Consider the following 17,426-nt stretch of genomic DNA (forward strand, 5'->3'; position numbering starts at 1 on the left):
GTTAAGTAGAGACGCGACCCTTCGCGTCTCAGATACGCCAGCTGGTCCATCCGAATAAAAGACGCGAAGGGTCGCGTCTCTACTTTTTACCTGCTAGCTGCCCACAAGCAGCGTCAATATCCTTACCCCGGCTCCGGCGAACGTTTACCGTTACACCTTTATTTTCCAAATAGCCAGCGAACTTATCCAGCGTTTGGGGATCGGTGTTTTTGAAATTAGCTTCAGCAATGGGGTTATATTCAATGATATTAATCTTGGCCGGAACACGCTTCGTAAACTTCCATAGCTCCTGCGCATCCTGCAAGGTATCGTTGAAATTATAGAAGAGAATGTATTCGAATGTGATGCGCGTTCCTGTTTTCTTATAAAAATAACTCAGTGCGTCGCCCAATGCTTCCAGCGTGTTGCTTTCGTTGATGGGCATAATCTGGTCACGCTTTATGTCGTTGGCAGCATGGAGCGACAAGGCCAGGTTGAATTTCACGGCATCATCACCGAGTTGCCGAATCATCTTGGCAATGCCTGCCGTCGAAACAGTAATCCGCTTCGGCGACATGCCTAACCCATCAGCCGACGTAATGCGGTCAACAGATTCAAGCACGTTTTTGTAATTCAACAACGGCTCGCCCATGCCCATGTAGACGATATTCGAGAGCGGAACATCGTAATTTTCCTTCGCCTGCCGGTCAATGGCGACTACCTGATCGTAGATTTCAGCGGCATCCAGATTCCGTTTGCGATCCATGTAGCCCGTGGCACAAAACTTACACGTCAGCGAACACCCCACCTGGCTCGATACACAGGCCGTCATGCGATCCGTGTCATCCGAACGTAAAGCGGGAATTAGTACCCCCTCAACCAGATTACCATCAAACAACTTAAACGACGACTTAATTGTGCCGTCGTTGCTACGTTGTTGTTGGTCAACGGTTAGCGGACGAATTTCAAAATTAGTATTCAGCAACTCCCTCGTCGACAACGAAAGGTTCGTCATCTGCTCGAACGAAAGTGCCGATTTTTTCCAGAGCCATTCATGAACCTGTTTGGCTCTAAATCCCTGTTCGCCGTTTTTTGCAAACCAGTCTTTTAACTGAACAGCGGTCAGTTTACGGATGTCTTGTTTCATTGGTTGAATTATTGAATGAATGAGTGATTAAATGAGTGAATGCTACCGGATGGTATTCTTTCATTCAGTCACTCAATCATTCAATTATTAATATCTGCCTGCCATTTTTTTCCTGCTTCCAGCCCTTTTGGTACCCAGACGGCGGCTTTATCCATCACTTTGGGAGCAATGGGCCGTATGTAAGGGTACAAAAACGCGGTTTCGGTTTGGCGAGGGGGCATTTTTACGCCCATATGGGTTAACAACCAAAGGATAACACTAATTCCAAAGACCCACGTAAAAAGACCGACGGCAGCACCAGCTACACTATCGAACGTACCTAATAGTGAGTATTTTAGCGATCGGCGGATGGCAAATCCCATCTGGTTGATCATCAGAACGGTTGGGAAGAAGATTACGGAAAAGCCCAGCCACGGCAGAATTTTCCGGGCAATCTCCCGGCTAATATACGGGCTGAGCAAGTCGATCCCGAACGCCAGAAACTTAAACCCGACAATCATAGCCACCACAAACGCGATTACCGCAACGATCTCCACCAGAAGACCTTTGCGGTATCCGTTAAAAGCTCCCCAGGCGAGGGGAATAAGCATGAGGATGTCGAGAGTGTTCAAATTGAATGATTGAATTGCTGAATGATTGAATGATTGAATAAACCCTTGACTGCACGGCCAACCGTAATTCAGTCACTCAACAATTCAATCACTCAATCACTCATTGTAGTAACTGCTTCGCCATGGCCGAAATTGCCTTACCGTCCGTTTGACCGGCAAGTTCTTTGGTGGCTACGCCCATTACTTTGCCTATGTCTGATGGAACCGATGCACCAATACGGGTTATAATCACCTGTAGTTTCTCTTTCAGTTCGTCTTCCGACAGTTGCTTCGGCAGGTATTGCTCAATAACGGCAATTTCTGCTTCTTCAACGGCCAGTAAATCGGCGCGGTTTTGTTGGCGATAGATGTCGGCAGAATCTTTCCGCTGTTTTACCGCTTTGGTCAGAATCTTGGTTTCATCTTCGGGTTTAAGATCGCCGGACTGGCCTTCTTTGGTTTCTTCAAGCAGAATCATCGACTTCACCGCCCGTAGCGCGCGAAGTTTGTCCTGATCTTTAGCCAGCATAGCCTGTTTTATATCGGCGTCAATTTGTTGTTTTAAAGCCATCTTGCAATGATGAATTATAAATGATGAATGATGAATGATGAATGTTGGCAAAACGAACCAACTATCATTGAGCAAAGTTAACAAAACCATATACGGTTTATAATTCATCATTTATAATTCATCATTCCTAACCGTGACTAGATTAAGCGTTAATATCAACAAAATTGCCACCATCCGAAATGCTCGGGGCGGCAATAACCCCGACCTCGTTAAAGTCGCGCTCGACTGTGAACGTTTCGGTGCGCAAGGCATCACGGTTCACCCCCGCCCCGATGAACGGCATATTCGTTATCAGGATGTTCTGGACCTCCACGAAGTTGTTACAACCGAGTTCAATATTGAAGGCAACCCCGACGAACGATTCATCGAGCTGGTAAAACGAGTAAAGCCTGCACAGGTGACCCTAGTGCCTGATGCACCCGACGCGATTACCTCCAACGCTGGTTGGGATACCATTCGCCACGCCGACCATCTTAAATACCTCATCGACACCTTCAAGGCTGACGGCATTCGTGTTTCCATTTTTGTCGATGCGGATGAACGCATGGTGGAAGGGGCTAAAGCCGTTGGTACTGACCGGATTGAGTTATATACCGAACCCTATGCCACGCACTACGCCGAAAATCGGGAAGATGCAGTAGCTCCTTTTGTCCGAGCGGCTAAACGCGCCAACGAATTAGGCTTGGGTTTGAATGCAGGCCACGATTTGAGTCGGGAAAACCTGCTTTACTTCGATCAGCAAGTGCCTGGTTTGCAGGAAGTTTCCATTGGTCACGCGCTTATTTGCGACGCGCTCTATTTTGGGTTGGAGAATACAATTCAGATGTATTTACGCTGTCTGAACCGAGATTTATCTGATTTAACTGACTGACTTTGATTTCGGCTTTGCCGAACTGAACAATAAAATCATAGTCGGTCAGTAAAATCAAATAAATCCCGGTTCCCGATGGTCCACCAGTTGCCTGTTGATGCTTTTCTTGAAAAAGCACAAAGCCTACCTATTATCGACGTTCGGTCGCCGGGCGAGTATGATCATGCGCATATTCCAGGCGCAGTGAGTATTCCGCTGTTCGACAATGACGAGCGGGCGCAGGTTGGCACGAAATACAAGAACGCGGGTAAAGATGCAGCCGTACTACTGGGACTTAATTTTGTTGGGCCCAAACTAGCCAACTTTGTTAAGCAGTCGAAAAAACTCAATCCGACGAACAAGGAAGTACTAGTACACTGCTGGCGGGGTGGCATGCGCAGTGGCTCGTTTGCCTGGTTGCTGGATACAGCCGGGCTAACGGCTTCGACACTCATTGGTGGCTATAAAGCCTATCGAAACGCAGTACTGTCTACGTTCGCTGAGCCCCGGAAACTGCTTATTCTTGGCGGCAAAACGGGAAGCGGCAAAACGGATATTTTGAAAGAGCTGGCCCGACAAGGCGAACAGATCATCGATCTTGAAGGGCTGGCTAATCATAAGGGTTCCTCCTATGGTGCTATTGGTCAGCAGGCCCAACCGGCCAATGAGCAATTCGAGAACCTTCTTTTTCATAAGCTACGAGCGTTGGATGCCGACCGTCGAATCTGGCTTGAGGATGAAAGCCGCAACATTGGTTCCTGTTTCATTCCACTAGCCCTCTGGCACCAGATGCGAGTCGCTCCGGTTGCCTTCATTGACGTACCCAAAGAAAACCGTATACACCGATTGGTAGCAGAGTACGCAGGCATTGACCACAAACTACTGGTCGAAGCCACCGAACGAATCCGAAAGCGACTCGGCGGAAAAGCGATTAAAGATGCCCTCGCAGCACTAGACAATCAGGATTATGCAAACGTCGCCGATCTGACGCTGCATTATTACGACAAAGCGTATCTACACGGTCTTTCAGAGCGAGATGCGACGAGTGTCTATCCAATAGCTGTCCAGGAAGATAGCCCAGTCCAAACGGCCGGAAAGCTGATCGAATGGGCCAATACGACTGGTGCGGGTATTCACCCGTGCCCATAATTTCGTCAGTATTCACTGACGCCTTTAACTAGATATTTTATGAACCTGTTTAGGATTTTGAAAAAGGATAAGAGTTGAGTGATTTTTGTCATCCCGACGCAGGACCGGGCCGCCGGAGCGGGGATCTTCTGTAGCCGGAAGTTTTTCTGCCTCATCCGAAGATCCCCGCTCCGGCGGCCCGGTCCTGCGTCAGGATGACAAAAATGCTCTCGAACTGAAATCCTAAACAGGCTCTATGTGTCAGTAAATACTGACGAAATTATGGGCACGAGTAAATACTCGCGCCAGTTATGCCAGAAATCACGACTTCTTCTTTTTGACGCTTGAATTCATTCGCCGAACGACTTCCCGTTTATTGAAGCCTACATGCCAGACGGCAAACGGTGTTTCCTGATTTCCGTAACAAGCTTTACAGATTAAATTACTGGCCGGTACAACTGAGTTATAAACAAATAGCGTGTCGTTGATTTTCTGGATGTTAGAGATTGGAGCCTGTTTCTGCTTTACACTGTACAAGTAAGCATCCAGAATATCGCGCTCCTTAATATCCAACTTCATATTCTGAATATCACCTTCGCCCAGAAGGCGAATGTCTACGTCATATCGTTCGGCAATCGCTTTGACCCGAGGTAGGTTTTTCAGCTGACAAAGTTTCGTTTTGTCGGCAGGCTTGGTCGCTTTTTGAAGCTGGGTCGTCAGATCTTTCTCTACAGCGGCACTAATCTTCCCACCTAAATCATCTACCGTTTCAATAATATCAGCATTCGTGATCCGCTTGATTTTCGAATCAGCCATTTCCGCCTTCAGCTCGCTTGTATAATGCACCCGCTCAGGGTTGCAGGCAGAGAAGACAAGAGGCAGTAAAATCGTGCAGATAACCGTTTGCAATTTCATAGTTAAAGAATACTTCATGAGTTACTCCCAGCGGAGTTGCTTACCAAACAGGATATTGCGAACTCCGATAATTTCGTCAATACTGTCCCAAAATATAAAGTGGGCGTTAAACTCAAACGCCTGACGCTGTTCCTGAGTTGCCTCAGCAAGTTTTATAGACCAGGTGATTGGAAAGCTAATCGAACGTCCATCCTCAAACGTGCAACTAACCATGGTATCCGTAACCACAACAGCCGATAAATCGGGCAGAAACTCCGGTTGAATCGACAAAGCGGAATTGGTGCCTTTGGTCTTAGTCGATTTTTTTGTAGATGGGCTTAAGGCCGTTCTCATGGCAATGCGTTTGGTATTGATGAATAATCGCAGTTAAATGCGTTATGATCGCTTTCTCAATTTTACGAAGTTCGTGACCTGTAAAACCTCGGTTAAATGCCAGTTGCAAGGCTCCGTTCGGTCTTACCCAATACTTACATTCTTTCTTTCCTTTGTCTGTAACATGAATATGGAAAGGTTCGTTTAACAGATCGAACATGACGGCAAAAAAACGCCAGCCGTATAATTCCAGAAATTTAGGCATAGGCAAATATAGCCAACCATGTACCCTAAATCACCAAATTAAACTACTAATAAGATTGGTTAGCTAATAGTTGGTCATTCGCATATCCACAAAGCCAAACCATCGGAGTGCCGAACCACGGGATTTTCGTAATTTTGTATTTCTTAATTGTCACATACTCTTGTGGTTCCGGTGGAACCACAAATAAAGTTATAACTCATGCTTGACCAGTTAGAAGCCATTCGTGAACGCTTCAACGAAGTAGCTCAACAAATTGTACAGCCCGAAGCCGTTTCAGACCAGAAGCGGTTCATGAAGCTTAGTAAAGAATATAAAGATTTAGAAAAGATCGTAGTGCAGTATCAGGCTTATACCCAACTGCTTGAAGAGATCGAAAATGCAAAGAAAATCATTGCCACCGAAAAGGACGAAGATTTTCGGGAAATGGCGAAAGGCGAATTAGATGAGTTGCTACCCCGGCGGGAAACTATGGAGGAAGTGCTCAAGGAAATGCTGATGCCGAAAGATCCTAACGACAGCAAAAACGTTATTCTCGAAATTCGTGGTGGCACAGGTGGCGACGAAGCAGCCATCTTTGCGGGCGATATTTTCCGCATGTACCAACGGTTCTGCGAGAAAATGGGCTGGCGCATGTCGCTGGTCGATTACACGGAAGGAACATCGGGGGGCTATAAAGAGATCATTACCGAAATCGAAGGCGAAGATGTGTACGGCAAACTCAAGTTCGAATCGGGTGTCCACCGCGTGCAACGCGTACCGGCTACCGAAACCCAGGGCCGTATTCACACCTCAGCTGCCAGCGTAGCCGTGCTGCCCGAAGCCGAAGAAGTGGACGTTGAGATCAATATGAATGACATCCGGAAAGATACGTTCTGTTCGTCGGGAGCGGGTGGACAGTCAGTAAACACCACATACTCAGCGGTACGTCTGACGCACATTCCGACAGGTCTGGTTGTACAATGTCAGGACGAACGGTCGCAGTTGAAAAATTTCGACAAAGCCTTGACTGTATTACGGTCGCGCTTGTATGAAATTGAATTGCAGAAGCACAACGACGCCATTGCCTCACAACGAAAAACGATGGTCGGTAGTGGCGACCGTTCCGACAAAATCCGAACCTACAATTACCCCCAAAGCCGTGTAACCGACCACCGGATTGGTATGACAGTTTATAATCTTCCTGCTGTTATGGATGGTGGTATCGGTGATTTTATCGAGCAGCTTCGCATCGCCGAAAACGCTGAGCGGTTGAAGGAAGGAGCAACGGCTTAAAGCGAGTAAGTACAAAAACAACGGAGGCTTATACTCATGCGTATAGGCCTCTTATTTTTGTACTTAGTTTAGAAATGCTTTATAACTCATTTTATATAAAGAGATTATTTGAAGAAAGATTACATTCAATCGTAACCAGTATATAATATTAAATTTTATAGCCAAACTTAATCCTATCAAAAATAAGATTTTAATAAGCAGAGTTTAGGCCAATCTCAAACATATCTATAAAGCTTATTTGTCTATTTAATATTTCATCAACTATCCATTTCGGACTATAAATGAGGTTATTGGGTGTAATTATTTCAGGAAGGTGAGCACTATAAAACATAACAGTCAGTAAAATCTCCCAATGTGCCTTTTTTTTTAGAATAATTAGTTCCCCAACAAAAAACACTAAATTTGTATATAAATTACCTTCTTTAAAAGAATGCAATTTCTTGCTCAATAAATTTGAAAACTCTAAAAGTTTTTCTTCTGTTAAATTATATTGTACTGATGTACCTAGAACTTGTGACAATTCATTAATACAGCTAGCTTTAAACTCTTTAGGACTTTTAAATTTATATAGATATTTATGAATAAAATTAATATCTTCTGGAATTGAATTCGTATGTATTTTTCTAAATAGCGAATAATTATTGTATAAATACCCAACATTAATCTCTTTTGAATATATAATAAATTCATCGCCACTTAGTACATAGTATTCTACACCAAACTCATTAAGATCTGTAAGTTTTACGCCATCATGCTCCCTTACAAAACTTAGCACTTCTGAGCTCGAACCGAATTCTTTAATTAACCCATTCATACGTCAATGATTCGTATCTTATTTTAGTTATCTCTTCTGTTCTATAATACAAAGTTCGCTGACACCTGCATTTAAACACAAAAAGCCCGACCATCACTAGTCGGGCTTTCATTGCTATTCTATTTTTATCCGTTAACGTTATCTGAGCTGATTTTAGCACCCAGATACTCACGATTCATGCGGGCAATGTGATCGAGCGAAATCGATTTTGGACACTCAACCGAGCAAGCGCCGGTGAATGAACAAGCACCGAAACCTTCTGCATCCATTTGCGCCACCATACGTTCAGCCCGCTCTTTGTGCTCCGAATGACCTTGTGGCAGGATCGCTAGTTGCGACACTTTCGCCGAAACGAACAGCATAGCCGACGCATTTTTACAAGCTGCTACGCAGGCACCACAACCAATACAGGCCGCAGCGTCCATCGCTTCATCAGCAATGGTACGAGGAATCAGGATTTCGTTGGCGTCACGAGCCGAACCGGTATTCACCGAAACATAACCTCCCGATTGGATAATCCGGTCGAAAGCGGCCCGGTCAACCATCAGGTCTTTGATAACCGGGAATGAACGTGCCCGCCAAGGTTCAACCACAATGGTGTCGCCATCGTTAAACGAGCGCATGTGCAACTGACAGGTGGTAGCACCCGTTTGTGGGCCGTGCGCTCGTCCGTTGATGTACATCGAACACGTACCGCAGATACCCTCCCGGCAATCGTGGTCGAACGTAACAGGATCTTCGCCTTTCCGGGTCAGCGAATCGTTCAGTACGTCGAACATTTCCAGAAACGACATATCTTCCGATACGTTATCCAGTTGATATTCGACCAATTTCCCGGCTGTATTGCTATTTTTCTGTCTCCAGACTTTTAGGTTGATCTTCATCTTACAAAAGTTGTAAGGTTATACAATTGTAGAGTCGTAACGTTATATAGTTAAAAAGTTGGTGGTGATTAGACCACTTTATGGCTTTGCAACTATATAACTCTATAACTTTCCAACTCTATAACTTTATTTATAACTCCGCTGTGTCAGTTTCACATTTTCGAACTCAAGCACTTCTTTGTTGAGTACCTCAGGCTGGTTTTCACCCTGATACTCCCAGGCAGCTACATAAGCGTAATTTTCGTCGTCACGCAACGCTTCCCCATCGGGCGTCTGGTACTCCTCGCGGAAGTGACCACCACACGATTCGTTCCGGTTCAGGGCATCATCGACCATTAGTTCACCGAGTTCGATAAAGTCAGCTACGCGGGCTGCCTGTTCGAGAGCCTGGTTCATTTCATCGGCATCGCCCAACACTTTCACATTGCTCCAGAACTCTTTTTTCAGTGCCTGAATCTTCTGTTTAGCAGTGGCCAACCCTTCGGCAGTGCGAGACATACCGCAGTATTCCCACATGATATGGCCTAGTTCTTTGTGCAGATCATCAACGGGACGATCACCTTTAATCGATAATAGACGATTAATCTGATCCTGAACTTTCTTCTCCGCTTCTTTGAAAGCTGGCGAATCGACTGGAATTTTATCAGCAGGCCCAATGGTAGCCAGATAATCACCAACCGTGTATGGAATCACGAAATAACCGTCGGCAAGCCCCTGCATCAAGGCCGATGCACCGAGTCGGTTAGCACCGTGATCAGAGAAGTTCGCTTCGCCAAGGGCATACAAACCCGGAATCGTGGTCATCAAGTTGTAGTCGACCCATAAACCTCCCATCGTATAGTGGACGGCAGGGTAGATCATCATTGGCGTTTCGTACGGATTTTCGCCAGTGATTTTTTCGTACATCTCGAAGAGGTTACCGTATTTGGCTTCAATCGTTTTCTGACCGTCGCGTTTGATCGCATCGGCGAAGTCAAGATAAACAGCCAGACCGGTTTTAGCTACGCCACGGCCTTCATCGCAAACGTATTTGGCGTTCCTCGAAGCCACGTCGCGAGGCACCAGGTTTCCAAACGATGGATACCGACGTTCGAGGAAGTAGTCACGCGCGTCATCCGGCAGATCGGTTGGTTTCAACTGACCTTTCTGGATTTTCTGCGCATCTTCTTTCGATTTCGGTGCCCAAACCCGACCATCGTTCCGCAACGATTCCGACATCAGCGTCAGTTTCGATTGGTAGTGGCCCGATACCGGAATACAGGTTGGGTGAATTTGTGTAAAGCAAGGGTTCCCGAAAAATGCCCCTTTCTTGTGGGCCTTCCAGGCTGCCGTTACGTTACAACCCATCGCATTCGTCGAGAGGTAGAACACGTTACCGTAACCACCTGTGCAAAGCAGCACAGCATGCCCTGAATGCGATTCGATTTTACCCGTGATCAGGTTCCGAACGACAATACCCCGCGCTTTGCCGCCTTCAACAACCAGGTCGAGCATTTCGGTACGAGGGTATAGTTTTACTTTTCCGGTAGACACCTGACGGCTCAGCGCCGAGTAAGCCCCTAACAGCAACTGCTGACCTGTTTGACCACGCGCATAGAACGTACGCGACACCTGCGAACCACCGAATGATCGGTTAGCGAGTGTACCGCCGTACTCACGGGCAAACGGAACACCCTGCGCTACGCATTGGTCGATGATATTGACACTAACCTCTGCCAGCCGATGAACGTTTCCCTCACGAGCGCGGTAGTCACCGCCTTTGATTGTGTCATAGAACAAACGGAACACACTGTCGCCGTCGTTCTGGTAATTTTTAGCCGCGTTGATACCACCTTGAGCCGCAATCGAGTGCGCCCGACGTGGACTATCCTGAAAACAGAATGCCTTTACGTTATAGCCCAACTCTGCCAGCGACGCAGCCGCCGAAGCACCAGCTAGACCCGTACCAACTACAATAATATCGTATTTACGTTTGTTGGCCGGGTTGACCAGTTTCAACGCAAATTTATGCCGTGCCCATTTTTCGGCTAAAGGACCTGCGGGGATTTTAGATTCCAGTGTCATTCGTCAAATTTTGAATGAGCGAATGATTGAGTGATTGACTGGTTGAGTTGACAAACGAGCAAAATTGTGGGCTGGTTTTAATTCAATCATTCAATCACTCAATCACTCAAATAATATGGTGAACCTGTAAATACACGTAAATCGGCATGGCCGCAAAGGCTGCCGGGATGATGATAGCAAAGAAAAATTTACCCAGGAACTCGATAGCTGGGGTATATTTCTTGTGCCGGATACCCAATGTCTGAAAGCCGCTCTGAAAACCATGCGCCAGGTGATAACCCAAGGCAACCATACAGATAACATACAGGGCCACATACCACAGTTCGCCAAAGGCAGCCTGTACAACTGTGTACAGGTCTTTGTACTCTTTCCCATCATATTCGGCTACAGGAACTGCCCCGAAGTGCATTTCGAACCAGAATGTACGCATGTGTACGACGATGAAAAACAGCAGGATAGACCCCAGGATACCCATGTTACGAGACGACCAATCGCTGTTTGCTTCTGGCTTGCTATACGCATACTTAATTGGGCGTGATGCCTGATTATGGCGCGTCAGAATAAACGCCATCAGGGCATGCACCAGAATAGAGGTATAAAGCAGGTAAGAAACGGTCTTGATCAGCGGATTGTGCGTCATGAAGTACGTATACTCATTGAAGGCCCGTCCGCCATCACCCTTAAACAGCTGGAGGTTACCAGCCATATGTACAATTAAAAAAGAACATAAAAACAGTCCCGTCAGCGACATAATGACCTTGCGGCCGAGGGAGCTGGACAGAGTTTGTGTTACCCAAGCCATACGGTGAACGACACGAAAATTTAGTGTAAACGATTGAAGAAAAGCCGGTTTAAACGGCGCATCAAAGCTAAAGCACAAACGCCACGGAAACAAGATTAAGCGGTATTATCCGCCTTTTTATAACTTAATTTACAGCCGGTATAAATTAGCCGATTACAATAGGTTATCGTTTTTTGTAATCAGTATAATTTTTCCAGAAAATCTTTGTCCTGATCGTATTTATAGCGTTCAATCCAAGACTGTCAGCCAGCCTACGAAAACCATAACCGATCTGATAACCCCTTAAAGTCAGCGGTCTATTTCGGCCAGATTAGCTTGACAACGGGCTGTGGTAGTCCATTGTTTATCCATAATACGAACTAACGACAGCTCATCTTCAAATTGACATAAATTCCTCATAGTCAAAAACTTAAACAGTAGCGTACGATTTCCCGTTTGAAGAACGACAATTATCCCGCTATTTTCGCACCCTTTGACCGTTTCACCTGTCAACAGAATTTCATTATGAACGCATACGTATTTCCGGGTCAGGGTTCGCAGTTTCGCGGTATGGGCCAGGACCTCTACCAGAACTCCGACGCTGCCCGCCAATTGTTCGATCAGGCAAATCAGGTGCTGGGCTACGACCTGACCAAAATCATGTTTGAAGGTTCCGACGAAGACCTTAAACAAACCATTTATACGCAGCCTGCCGTTTTTCTGCATGGTGTTGTCATGGCCCTCACCACCGATTCATTTGTTCCAGACATGGTGGCGGGTCACTCTCTTGGTGAATTGTCGGCGCTTACAGCAGCGGGAGTATTGTCTTTTGAAGATGGTCTTCGGTTGGCGTCAATTCGAGCAACGGCCATGCAGCGTGCCTGCGAGTTAGCCCCATCGACTATGGCTGCCGTACTAGGCTTGGCCGATGCGGCTATTGAAGAAGTATGTGCCGGCATCACCGAAGAGATTGTGGTTCCAGCCAACTACAACTGTCCTGGTCAGGTAGTTATTTCTGGAAGCGTAGCAGGCATCCAACTAGCCGAAGAGCGCCTGAAAGCAGCCGGAGCCAAGCGGGTTGTGCCGCTGGCAGTAAGTGGGGCTTTCCACTCCCCGTTTATGGAACCCGCCCGAAACGAATTCGCTGAAGCCGTGAAAACAATGATCTTCAACGCACCACGCTGCCCCGTTTATCAGAACGTAAACGCAGAAGCGGTAACAGAGCCACAACAAATTAAAGAAAACCTGATCGCCCAACTCACATCGCCCGTTCGCTGGACACAGTCCGTTGAGCGTATGGTGGCTGATGGCGCTACCAGCTTCTTTGAGTGCGGACCTGGCAAAGTTCTTCAGGGATTAATCAAAAAGATTAGCCCTGCTACGCCAGTTGCAGGCATTTGATGAATTAATAGACCTCTGTGAATCAGGAGGTCTATTAATTATTTATACAAAAAGCTCATTTTTTTTGAAACAGAATTTGCTTTTAACTCCATTTGTCAGTTACCTTTGCACTCGCAATTGCAAAAGCAGCCCGATAGTATAAGGGTAGTACAACAGATTTTGGTTCTGTTTGTCTAGGTTCGAATCCTGGTCGGGCTACTACAAAAACGCTTAATTGACTATTCATCAGTCGGTTAAGCGTTTTTTGTTTTTAGCTTAAAATACCACCTCTTTTGTAGCTATAGCGGTTCATTTTCGCCAACAAACTACAGCCTGGTCCACCTTTCTACACCCAAAGCCTTTCAGAGATCACTGGCAAAAGTCCCTTTTTTTTCGTATAATGCGGTTTGTCATTGCCCACTCATCGTCATTATATGGAATTATACTATTCATTTTCAGTCCTCATCGTTCTAACCGCTATATTCTCTTACGTCAACGAACGCTTCTTAAAACTACCGCCTACTATCGGTATTATGCTGATGGCTATGGTGGTTTCGGTAGCCCTGGTTATTACGGGTAATATCTTCCCAAACCTGTTCGATAGTTTCTCGCGTTTTATAGCAAATCTGGATTTTACCGAAATCCTGATGGGCGCCATGCTCAATTTTCTACTTTTTGCAGGCGCTATTCACGTACGGCTCAAAGACCTTCGGGAGCAGCGCGCACCCATTATCGTTTTCTCAACCATCAGCGTGATTATATCGACGTTACTGGTTGGGGCTTTAACGTATTTCCTGTTACCGTTTTTCCGGTTGAACGTTCCTTTAATTCAATGCCTGGTTTTTGGTGCCTTAATCTCGCCAACCGATCCGATTGCCGTATTGGGCATTCTGAAAAAGGCTGGTGTGCGTAAATCACTGGAAACAAAGGTTGCGGGCGAATCCCTGTTTAATGATGGCGTGGCCGTTGTGGTATTTGTCGTTTTATTGCAGTTGGCTCAGGGATCGGATGTAGATCTGTCGTTTGGCAACATCTCCTGGCTGCTTATTAAGGAAGCACTCGGCGGTTTTGGTATGGGGCTACTGATTGGATACGTTGGCTCAAAGGCTATGCAGAAAATCGACAGTGCTAATGTGTCGGCGTTAATTACGCTGGCCGTGGTTATGGGCGGGTATTTAGTGGCTCGTGCCATGCATATCTCAGGCCCATTAACGATGGTTGCGGCCGGATTAGTGGTTGGCAATTTTGGGAAAGCTACCCGTATTTCCGTGAATACCCGCGATTATCTGGATAAGTTTTGGGAGTTAATCGATGAGATCATGAACGCTATTCTTTTCCTGATTATTGGATTTGAATTGCTATTGATTCCACACATTATGAATTACTGGCTAGTAGGAATTATTAGCATCGCCGTAGTGCTATTTGCCCGATTCATTTCGATATGGGTCCCGACCTTACTCATTCCTTTCGACACAAAGTTTGACCGACGAACGATTACCATTCTGGTATGGGGTGGCTTACGCGGTGGTGTTTCTGTGGCGCTGGCCTTATCCATCGACGAAGACCTGAATAAGAACCTGTTTTTGTCAATCACTTATTTCATCGTTGTTTTCTCCGTTATGGTACAAGGGTTGACGGTAGGCAAGCTTACCCAAATGAAGAAACCACTTGAAACTTCGGCAGCACGGTAAATAGGCTTTGTGAGGCCCGCATGTTTATAGACTGCTTAGTACGCTTGGGAAAGGAAATTGGACAGCCAATTTTGACCGAAGCATAACGTGTGAGATTAGCCCGCATTTATTTTGGCCCGATAGGGTCTTCACAGCGCAGCATCGGTAGCAATTGCCCCATGTGTAGAGAACGTGTGCCGTCAGGTACACAATAGTTATGTACCTGACGGCACATTTTACCTTGAAAACAAAATTCTTCTACCAACGCTGCGCTGTTTGATCCCTACGGGATTTTGACCGAAAATCGATACGGACCGTATCTAATCCCGAATCCACACTAAAAGCGTTATCGACCCAAGGTCTGAATGACCGAAATCAGGTTTTAATACACGCTACCATCGGCTAATTTTTAAATAATACGTAAAAGTAAATTTCAGTTCTACGTTCAAATCCCATAGCCTCGTAGACGCCAATAGCCCGCGTATTATCGGATCGCACATGTAGATAAGGCGTGCCCGCATTGGCCTGAATTCGATAAATTTGATTGAGGATAAGTTGTCGGGCATACCCTTTACCCAAATAATCGGGATGCGTACAGACCGCGCTAATTTCGGCAAAGTCAAACGCGTGTAACCGCTGGCCAGTCATCGCCACCAGTGCATCACCCTCAAAAATCCCTTCATAATGGCCAAACTCAATTGTTCTCCGCGAAAACGGACCTGGATTCGTCAATTTCGTTAGCGCCAACATCTGAGGCACGTGCTGCTCGGTTAGGGGCACAATTGGTGCCGTTGGCGGAACAGGGTCAATACGTTTCGTATAAACCATCTGAAAACCATCTATCCGATTCAGTATTTTCCAGCTTTCGGGAATTGTTAGCGGCTCGTCGGCAATTAAAATAACCGCGCTATCAGACGGAGCAATTTGGTGTAAGTGGTCAAAGTTTTCCGGGGTATTTTCCTGAATACCCGCAAAGGGCGACACTTCTGCGACAAAATACTTGGCGGTTTCAGTTCCCACAGACAACTGACTATTGCCGGAACATAGTGCGTTCCAGGCTGGATTATCCAGAATATGTTTCATTAGGTAGATGGGCACGCTCAACCCCTATACGGTGAACTCTGCCTTATGGAAGGCTAAACGCACGCTTAAGAAATAGGGTTCTGTACGGCCCAAAACTGCTTTTTTACCCAACAGGCCCAAAATACAGGAATGATTTGTGATGCTGGAACGGCAAATATCATCAGTAAACAGGCCGTCTATTCCCCTTTTCAGGCAATACAACGGGAAACATAGCATTATGAAAAATCTGGTTCTGCTCTTAATGCTGGTTGGCTTGACCAGCTCGATAGAACACAAAGAACTTACGTGGGTAGCCATCGGCGATTCGATTACCTACCTGAATGAGCATAAAGATGAAACCGGAAATCGCATTACGAAAGGGTATATGACCCGCGTTACGGAGGAATTACCTTACATTAAGTACATCAATCAGGGTCATAATGGCTGGACTTCGGGTGGCATTGCAAAGGCTGCTGAAACATTAGGACTGACTAAAGCAGATGTCTATTCAATCTTTTTGGGCACGAATGACTGGTGGTCTGGTAGGCCTTTAGGTCGTCTGGACGATTATCAACGCAATACGGGTAATAACACCGTCTATGGCTCATTCCGCATCATTGTCGATAAACTCCGAAGTTTAAATCCGCAGGCACCGATTATCTTAATCACGCCCATGCAGCGAGTTGATTTCGTTTATGTGGCGAATTTCAAAAATAACGCCTACGGGTCGTATAAAGCTAAAAATGGCCAATACCTCGAAGCCTTCGCCAACGCAATCGATTCAATTGGCCGCTTTGACCATTTCCCTGTGGTTGATCTCTATCACCTAAAAGGTTTAGAGGCCAAAAAGCTGGTTAAGTATAAACGACTGAAAGATCCCAAAAGCGGGGTTTACAACAACTATCCGTATCCGAAATTCATTGATATCCCCTTTAATCCCGAAACAGATGAGTACCCCTATCCGGTTGAATCGATTGACAAAACCTATGATGGATTGCATCCTTCCGATAAAGGCTATGAACTCATTAGCCGACAGCTGGTTAAGATCATGAAACGCTATTAACTGGAACGAACAGGTCATCATCCTGAAAAATGTTCCGGTCAAGCTTGCCAAACAAAATCGCAACCATGAATCGATTTAAGCTCATTATCACACTGCTGATCTGTAGCACTTCGGCAACTTTTGCCCAGCAGCCTACATCAACAACGGCGCCAGCAGCTCCACCCATGCGATTAACCAGTTCGGCTTTTCCAGATGGCGGCATCATTCCGATCAAGTTTACCCAGGCGGCTCCAGGTGCAGCTCCGGGCGGAGGGACTTCTCCCGAATTAAGCTGGACCAACGTTCCGGCTGGTACGCAGAGTTTTATCCTTCATATGCACGATGTGGATGTAAGCCGCAACAAAAGCATTGATGACAATCTTCACTGGCTGGTCTGGAATATTCCGGCCAACCTCACAGGGCTGCCCGAAGGAATTCCTGGCGGGGCACAATTACCAGATGGCAGTTATCAGATGAATGTATTCACGCCATCCTATCGTGGGCCGGGTGCTGCGGCTTCGGGGCCTTTACATCATTACATCTTTGAACTTTATGCGTTGGATACGAAACTTGATGTAAAGCCTAGTGCCGAGGGGTCAGAAACCCGTCAGAATGTTATGAAAGCGATTCAGAATCACGTACTTGGCAAGGCAGCTTACGTAGGATTATTTAAGCGGCCTCAGTAACTAATTAACGTGAA

Annotated in this window: 18 protein-coding genes and 1 tRNA gene; 8 read left to right on the plus strand and 11 right to left on the minus strand. The window is 46.2% G+C overall.

Annotation, left to right across the window (positions count from 1 at the left end; all coding sequences use genetic code 11):
• Positions 1–79 precede the first annotated feature (79 nt).
• From rlmN to H3H32_RS28755, 3 genes are all read right to left on the minus strand, one after another.
• Positions 80–1,126: a dual-specificity RNA methyltransferase RlmN gene (gene rlmN / locus H3H32_RS28745; RefSeq protein WP_182459168.1), complete on the minus strand. Its 1,047-nt coding sequence runs from the start codon at positions 1,124–1,126 to the stop codon at positions 80–82.
• Positions 1,127–1,206: 80 nt separating this feature from the next.
• The gene (locus tag H3H32_RS28750; protein WP_182459169.1) at positions 1,207–1,716 is read right to left on the minus strand and encodes a CvpA family protein; all 510 of its coding nucleotides are present in this window, start codon (positions 1,714–1,716) and stop codon (positions 1,207–1,209) included.
• A gap of 121 nt (positions 1,717–1,837) precedes the next feature.
• Positions 1,838–2,287 carry a GatB/YqeY domain-containing protein gene (locus H3H32_RS28755; protein WP_182459170.1) on the minus strand — a complete coding sequence of 150 codons (450 nt, stop codon included), beginning with the start codon at positions 2,285–2,287 and terminating at the stop codon, positions 1,838–1,840.
• 133 nt (positions 2,288–2,420) lie between these two features.
• On the opposite strand from H3H32_RS28755, the gene H3H32_RS28760 reads away from it, so the two are divergent.
• Together H3H32_RS28760 and mnmH are read left to right on the plus strand one after the other, a co-directional pair.
• Positions 2,421–3,158, plus strand: coding sequence for a pyridoxine 5'-phosphate synthase (locus tag H3H32_RS28760; RefSeq protein ID WP_182459171.1), 738 nt, complete (start codon positions 2,421–2,423; stop codon positions 3,156–3,158).
• A 75-nt stretch (positions 3,159–3,233) separates the two neighbouring features.
• Positions 3,234–4,286, plus strand: a complete 1,053-nt coding sequence (mnmH, locus tag H3H32_RS28765) for a tRNA 2-selenouridine(34) synthase MnmH (RefSeq protein WP_182459172.1) — start codon at positions 3,234–3,236, stop codon at positions 4,284–4,286.
• A gap of 300 nt (positions 4,287–4,586) precedes the next feature.
• Here mnmH and H3H32_RS28770 read toward each other — a convergent pair whose 3' ends face one another.
• From H3H32_RS28770 to H3H32_RS28780, 3 genes are read right to left on the minus strand one after another with little or no spacing between them, the layout of a single operon-like run.
• Positions 4,587–5,180, minus strand: a complete 594-nt coding sequence (locus H3H32_RS28770) for a hypothetical protein (RefSeq protein ID WP_182459173.1) — start codon at positions 5,178–5,180, stop codon at positions 4,587–4,589.
• A 21-nt stretch (positions 5,181–5,201) separates the two neighbouring features.
• The gene (locus H3H32_RS28775) at positions 5,202–5,513 is read right to left on the minus strand and encodes a DUF2442 domain-containing protein (RefSeq protein ID WP_182459174.1); all 312 of its coding nucleotides are present in this window, start codon (positions 5,511–5,513) and stop codon (positions 5,202–5,204) included.
• Entirely contained in the window at positions 5,473–5,757 is a 285-nt protein-coding gene (locus H3H32_RS28780; RefSeq protein ID WP_182459175.1) for a DUF4160 domain-containing protein, read from the minus strand. The genes H3H32_RS28775 and H3H32_RS28780 overlap by 41 nt, the downstream gene beginning before the upstream one ends.
• Before the next feature lie 198 nt (positions 5,758–5,955).
• Here H3H32_RS28780 and prfA point away from each other — a divergent pair, with 198 nt between their 5' ends.
• Positions 5,956–7,029 carry a peptide chain release factor 1 gene (gene prfA / locus H3H32_RS28785; RefSeq protein WP_182459176.1) on the plus strand — a complete coding sequence of 358 codons (1,074 nt, stop codon included), beginning with the start codon at positions 5,956–5,958 and terminating at the stop codon, positions 7,027–7,029.
• A gap of 190 nt (positions 7,030–7,219) precedes the next feature.
• Here the strand turns inward: prfA and H3H32_RS28790 are convergent, their stop codons facing one another.
• The 4 genes from H3H32_RS28790 to H3H32_RS28805 form a co-directional block, all read right to left on the minus strand.
• A complete protein-coding gene (locus H3H32_RS28790; RefSeq protein WP_182459177.1) occupies positions 7,220–7,843 on the minus strand; it encodes a hypothetical protein in 624 nt (207 codons plus the stop codon).
• Between the two features lie 125 nt (positions 7,844–7,968).
• The gene (locus H3H32_RS28795; RefSeq protein WP_182459178.1) at positions 7,969–8,727 is read right to left on the minus strand and encodes a succinate dehydrogenase/fumarate reductase iron-sulfur subunit; all 759 of its coding nucleotides are present in this window, start codon (positions 8,725–8,727) and stop codon (positions 7,969–7,971) included.
• A 126-nt stretch (positions 8,728–8,853) separates the two neighbouring features.
• Positions 8,854–10,791, minus strand: coding sequence for a fumarate reductase/succinate dehydrogenase flavoprotein subunit (locus H3H32_RS28800; protein ID WP_182459179.1), 1,938 nt, complete (start codon positions 10,789–10,791; stop codon positions 8,854–8,856).
• A 106-nt stretch (positions 10,792–10,897) separates the two neighbouring features.
• A complete protein-coding gene (locus tag H3H32_RS28805) occupies positions 10,898–11,593 on the minus strand; it encodes a succinate dehydrogenase cytochrome b subunit (RefSeq protein ID WP_182459180.1) in 696 nt (231 codons plus the stop codon).
• A 504-nt stretch (positions 11,594–12,097) separates the two neighbouring features.
• Between H3H32_RS28805 and fabD the strand changes: the two genes are divergently transcribed.
• The 3 genes from fabD (at position 12,098) to H3H32_RS28820 (ending at position 14,643) form a co-directional block, all read left to right on the plus strand.
• On the plus strand, positions 12,098–12,973 hold the full coding sequence (gene fabD / locus H3H32_RS28810) for an ACP S-malonyltransferase (protein WP_182459181.1): 876 nt from the start codon (positions 12,098–12,100) through the stop codon (positions 12,971–12,973).
• Between the two features lie 127 nt (positions 12,974–13,100).
• Positions 13,101–13,171, plus strand: a tRNA-Gln gene (locus tag H3H32_RS28815).
• 215 nt (positions 13,172–13,386) lie between these two features.
• Entirely contained in the window at positions 13,387–14,643 is a 1,257-nt protein-coding gene (locus H3H32_RS28820) for a cation:proton antiporter (protein WP_182459182.1), read from the plus strand.
• Positions 14,644–15,024: 381 nt separating this feature from the next.
• Here the strand turns inward: H3H32_RS28820 and H3H32_RS28825 are convergent, their stop codons facing one another.
• The gene (locus tag H3H32_RS28825; RefSeq protein ID WP_182459183.1) at positions 15,025–15,705 is read right to left on the minus strand and encodes a GNAT family N-acetyltransferase; all 681 of its coding nucleotides are present in this window, start codon (positions 15,703–15,705) and stop codon (positions 15,025–15,027) included.
• A gap of 217 nt (positions 15,706–15,922) precedes the next feature.
• Between H3H32_RS28825 and H3H32_RS28830 the strand changes: the two genes are divergently transcribed.
• Both H3H32_RS28830 and H3H32_RS28835 read left to right on the plus strand, forming a co-directional pair.
• Entirely contained in the window at positions 15,923–16,747 is an 825-nt protein-coding gene (locus H3H32_RS28830) for an SGNH/GDSL hydrolase family protein (protein WP_182459184.1), read from the plus strand.
• A gap of 65 nt (positions 16,748–16,812) precedes the next feature.
• Positions 16,813–17,412 carry a YbhB/YbcL family Raf kinase inhibitor-like protein gene (locus tag H3H32_RS28835; protein ID WP_220472570.1) on the plus strand — a complete coding sequence of 200 codons (600 nt, stop codon included), beginning with the start codon at positions 16,813–16,815 and terminating at the stop codon, positions 17,410–17,412.
• Positions 17,413–17,426 lie beyond the last annotated feature (14 nt).

It is taken from the genome of Spirosoma foliorum (assembly GCF_014117325.1).
Lineage (GTDB): Bacteria > Bacteroidota > Bacteroidia > Cytophagales > Spirosomataceae > Spirosoma > Spirosoma foliorum.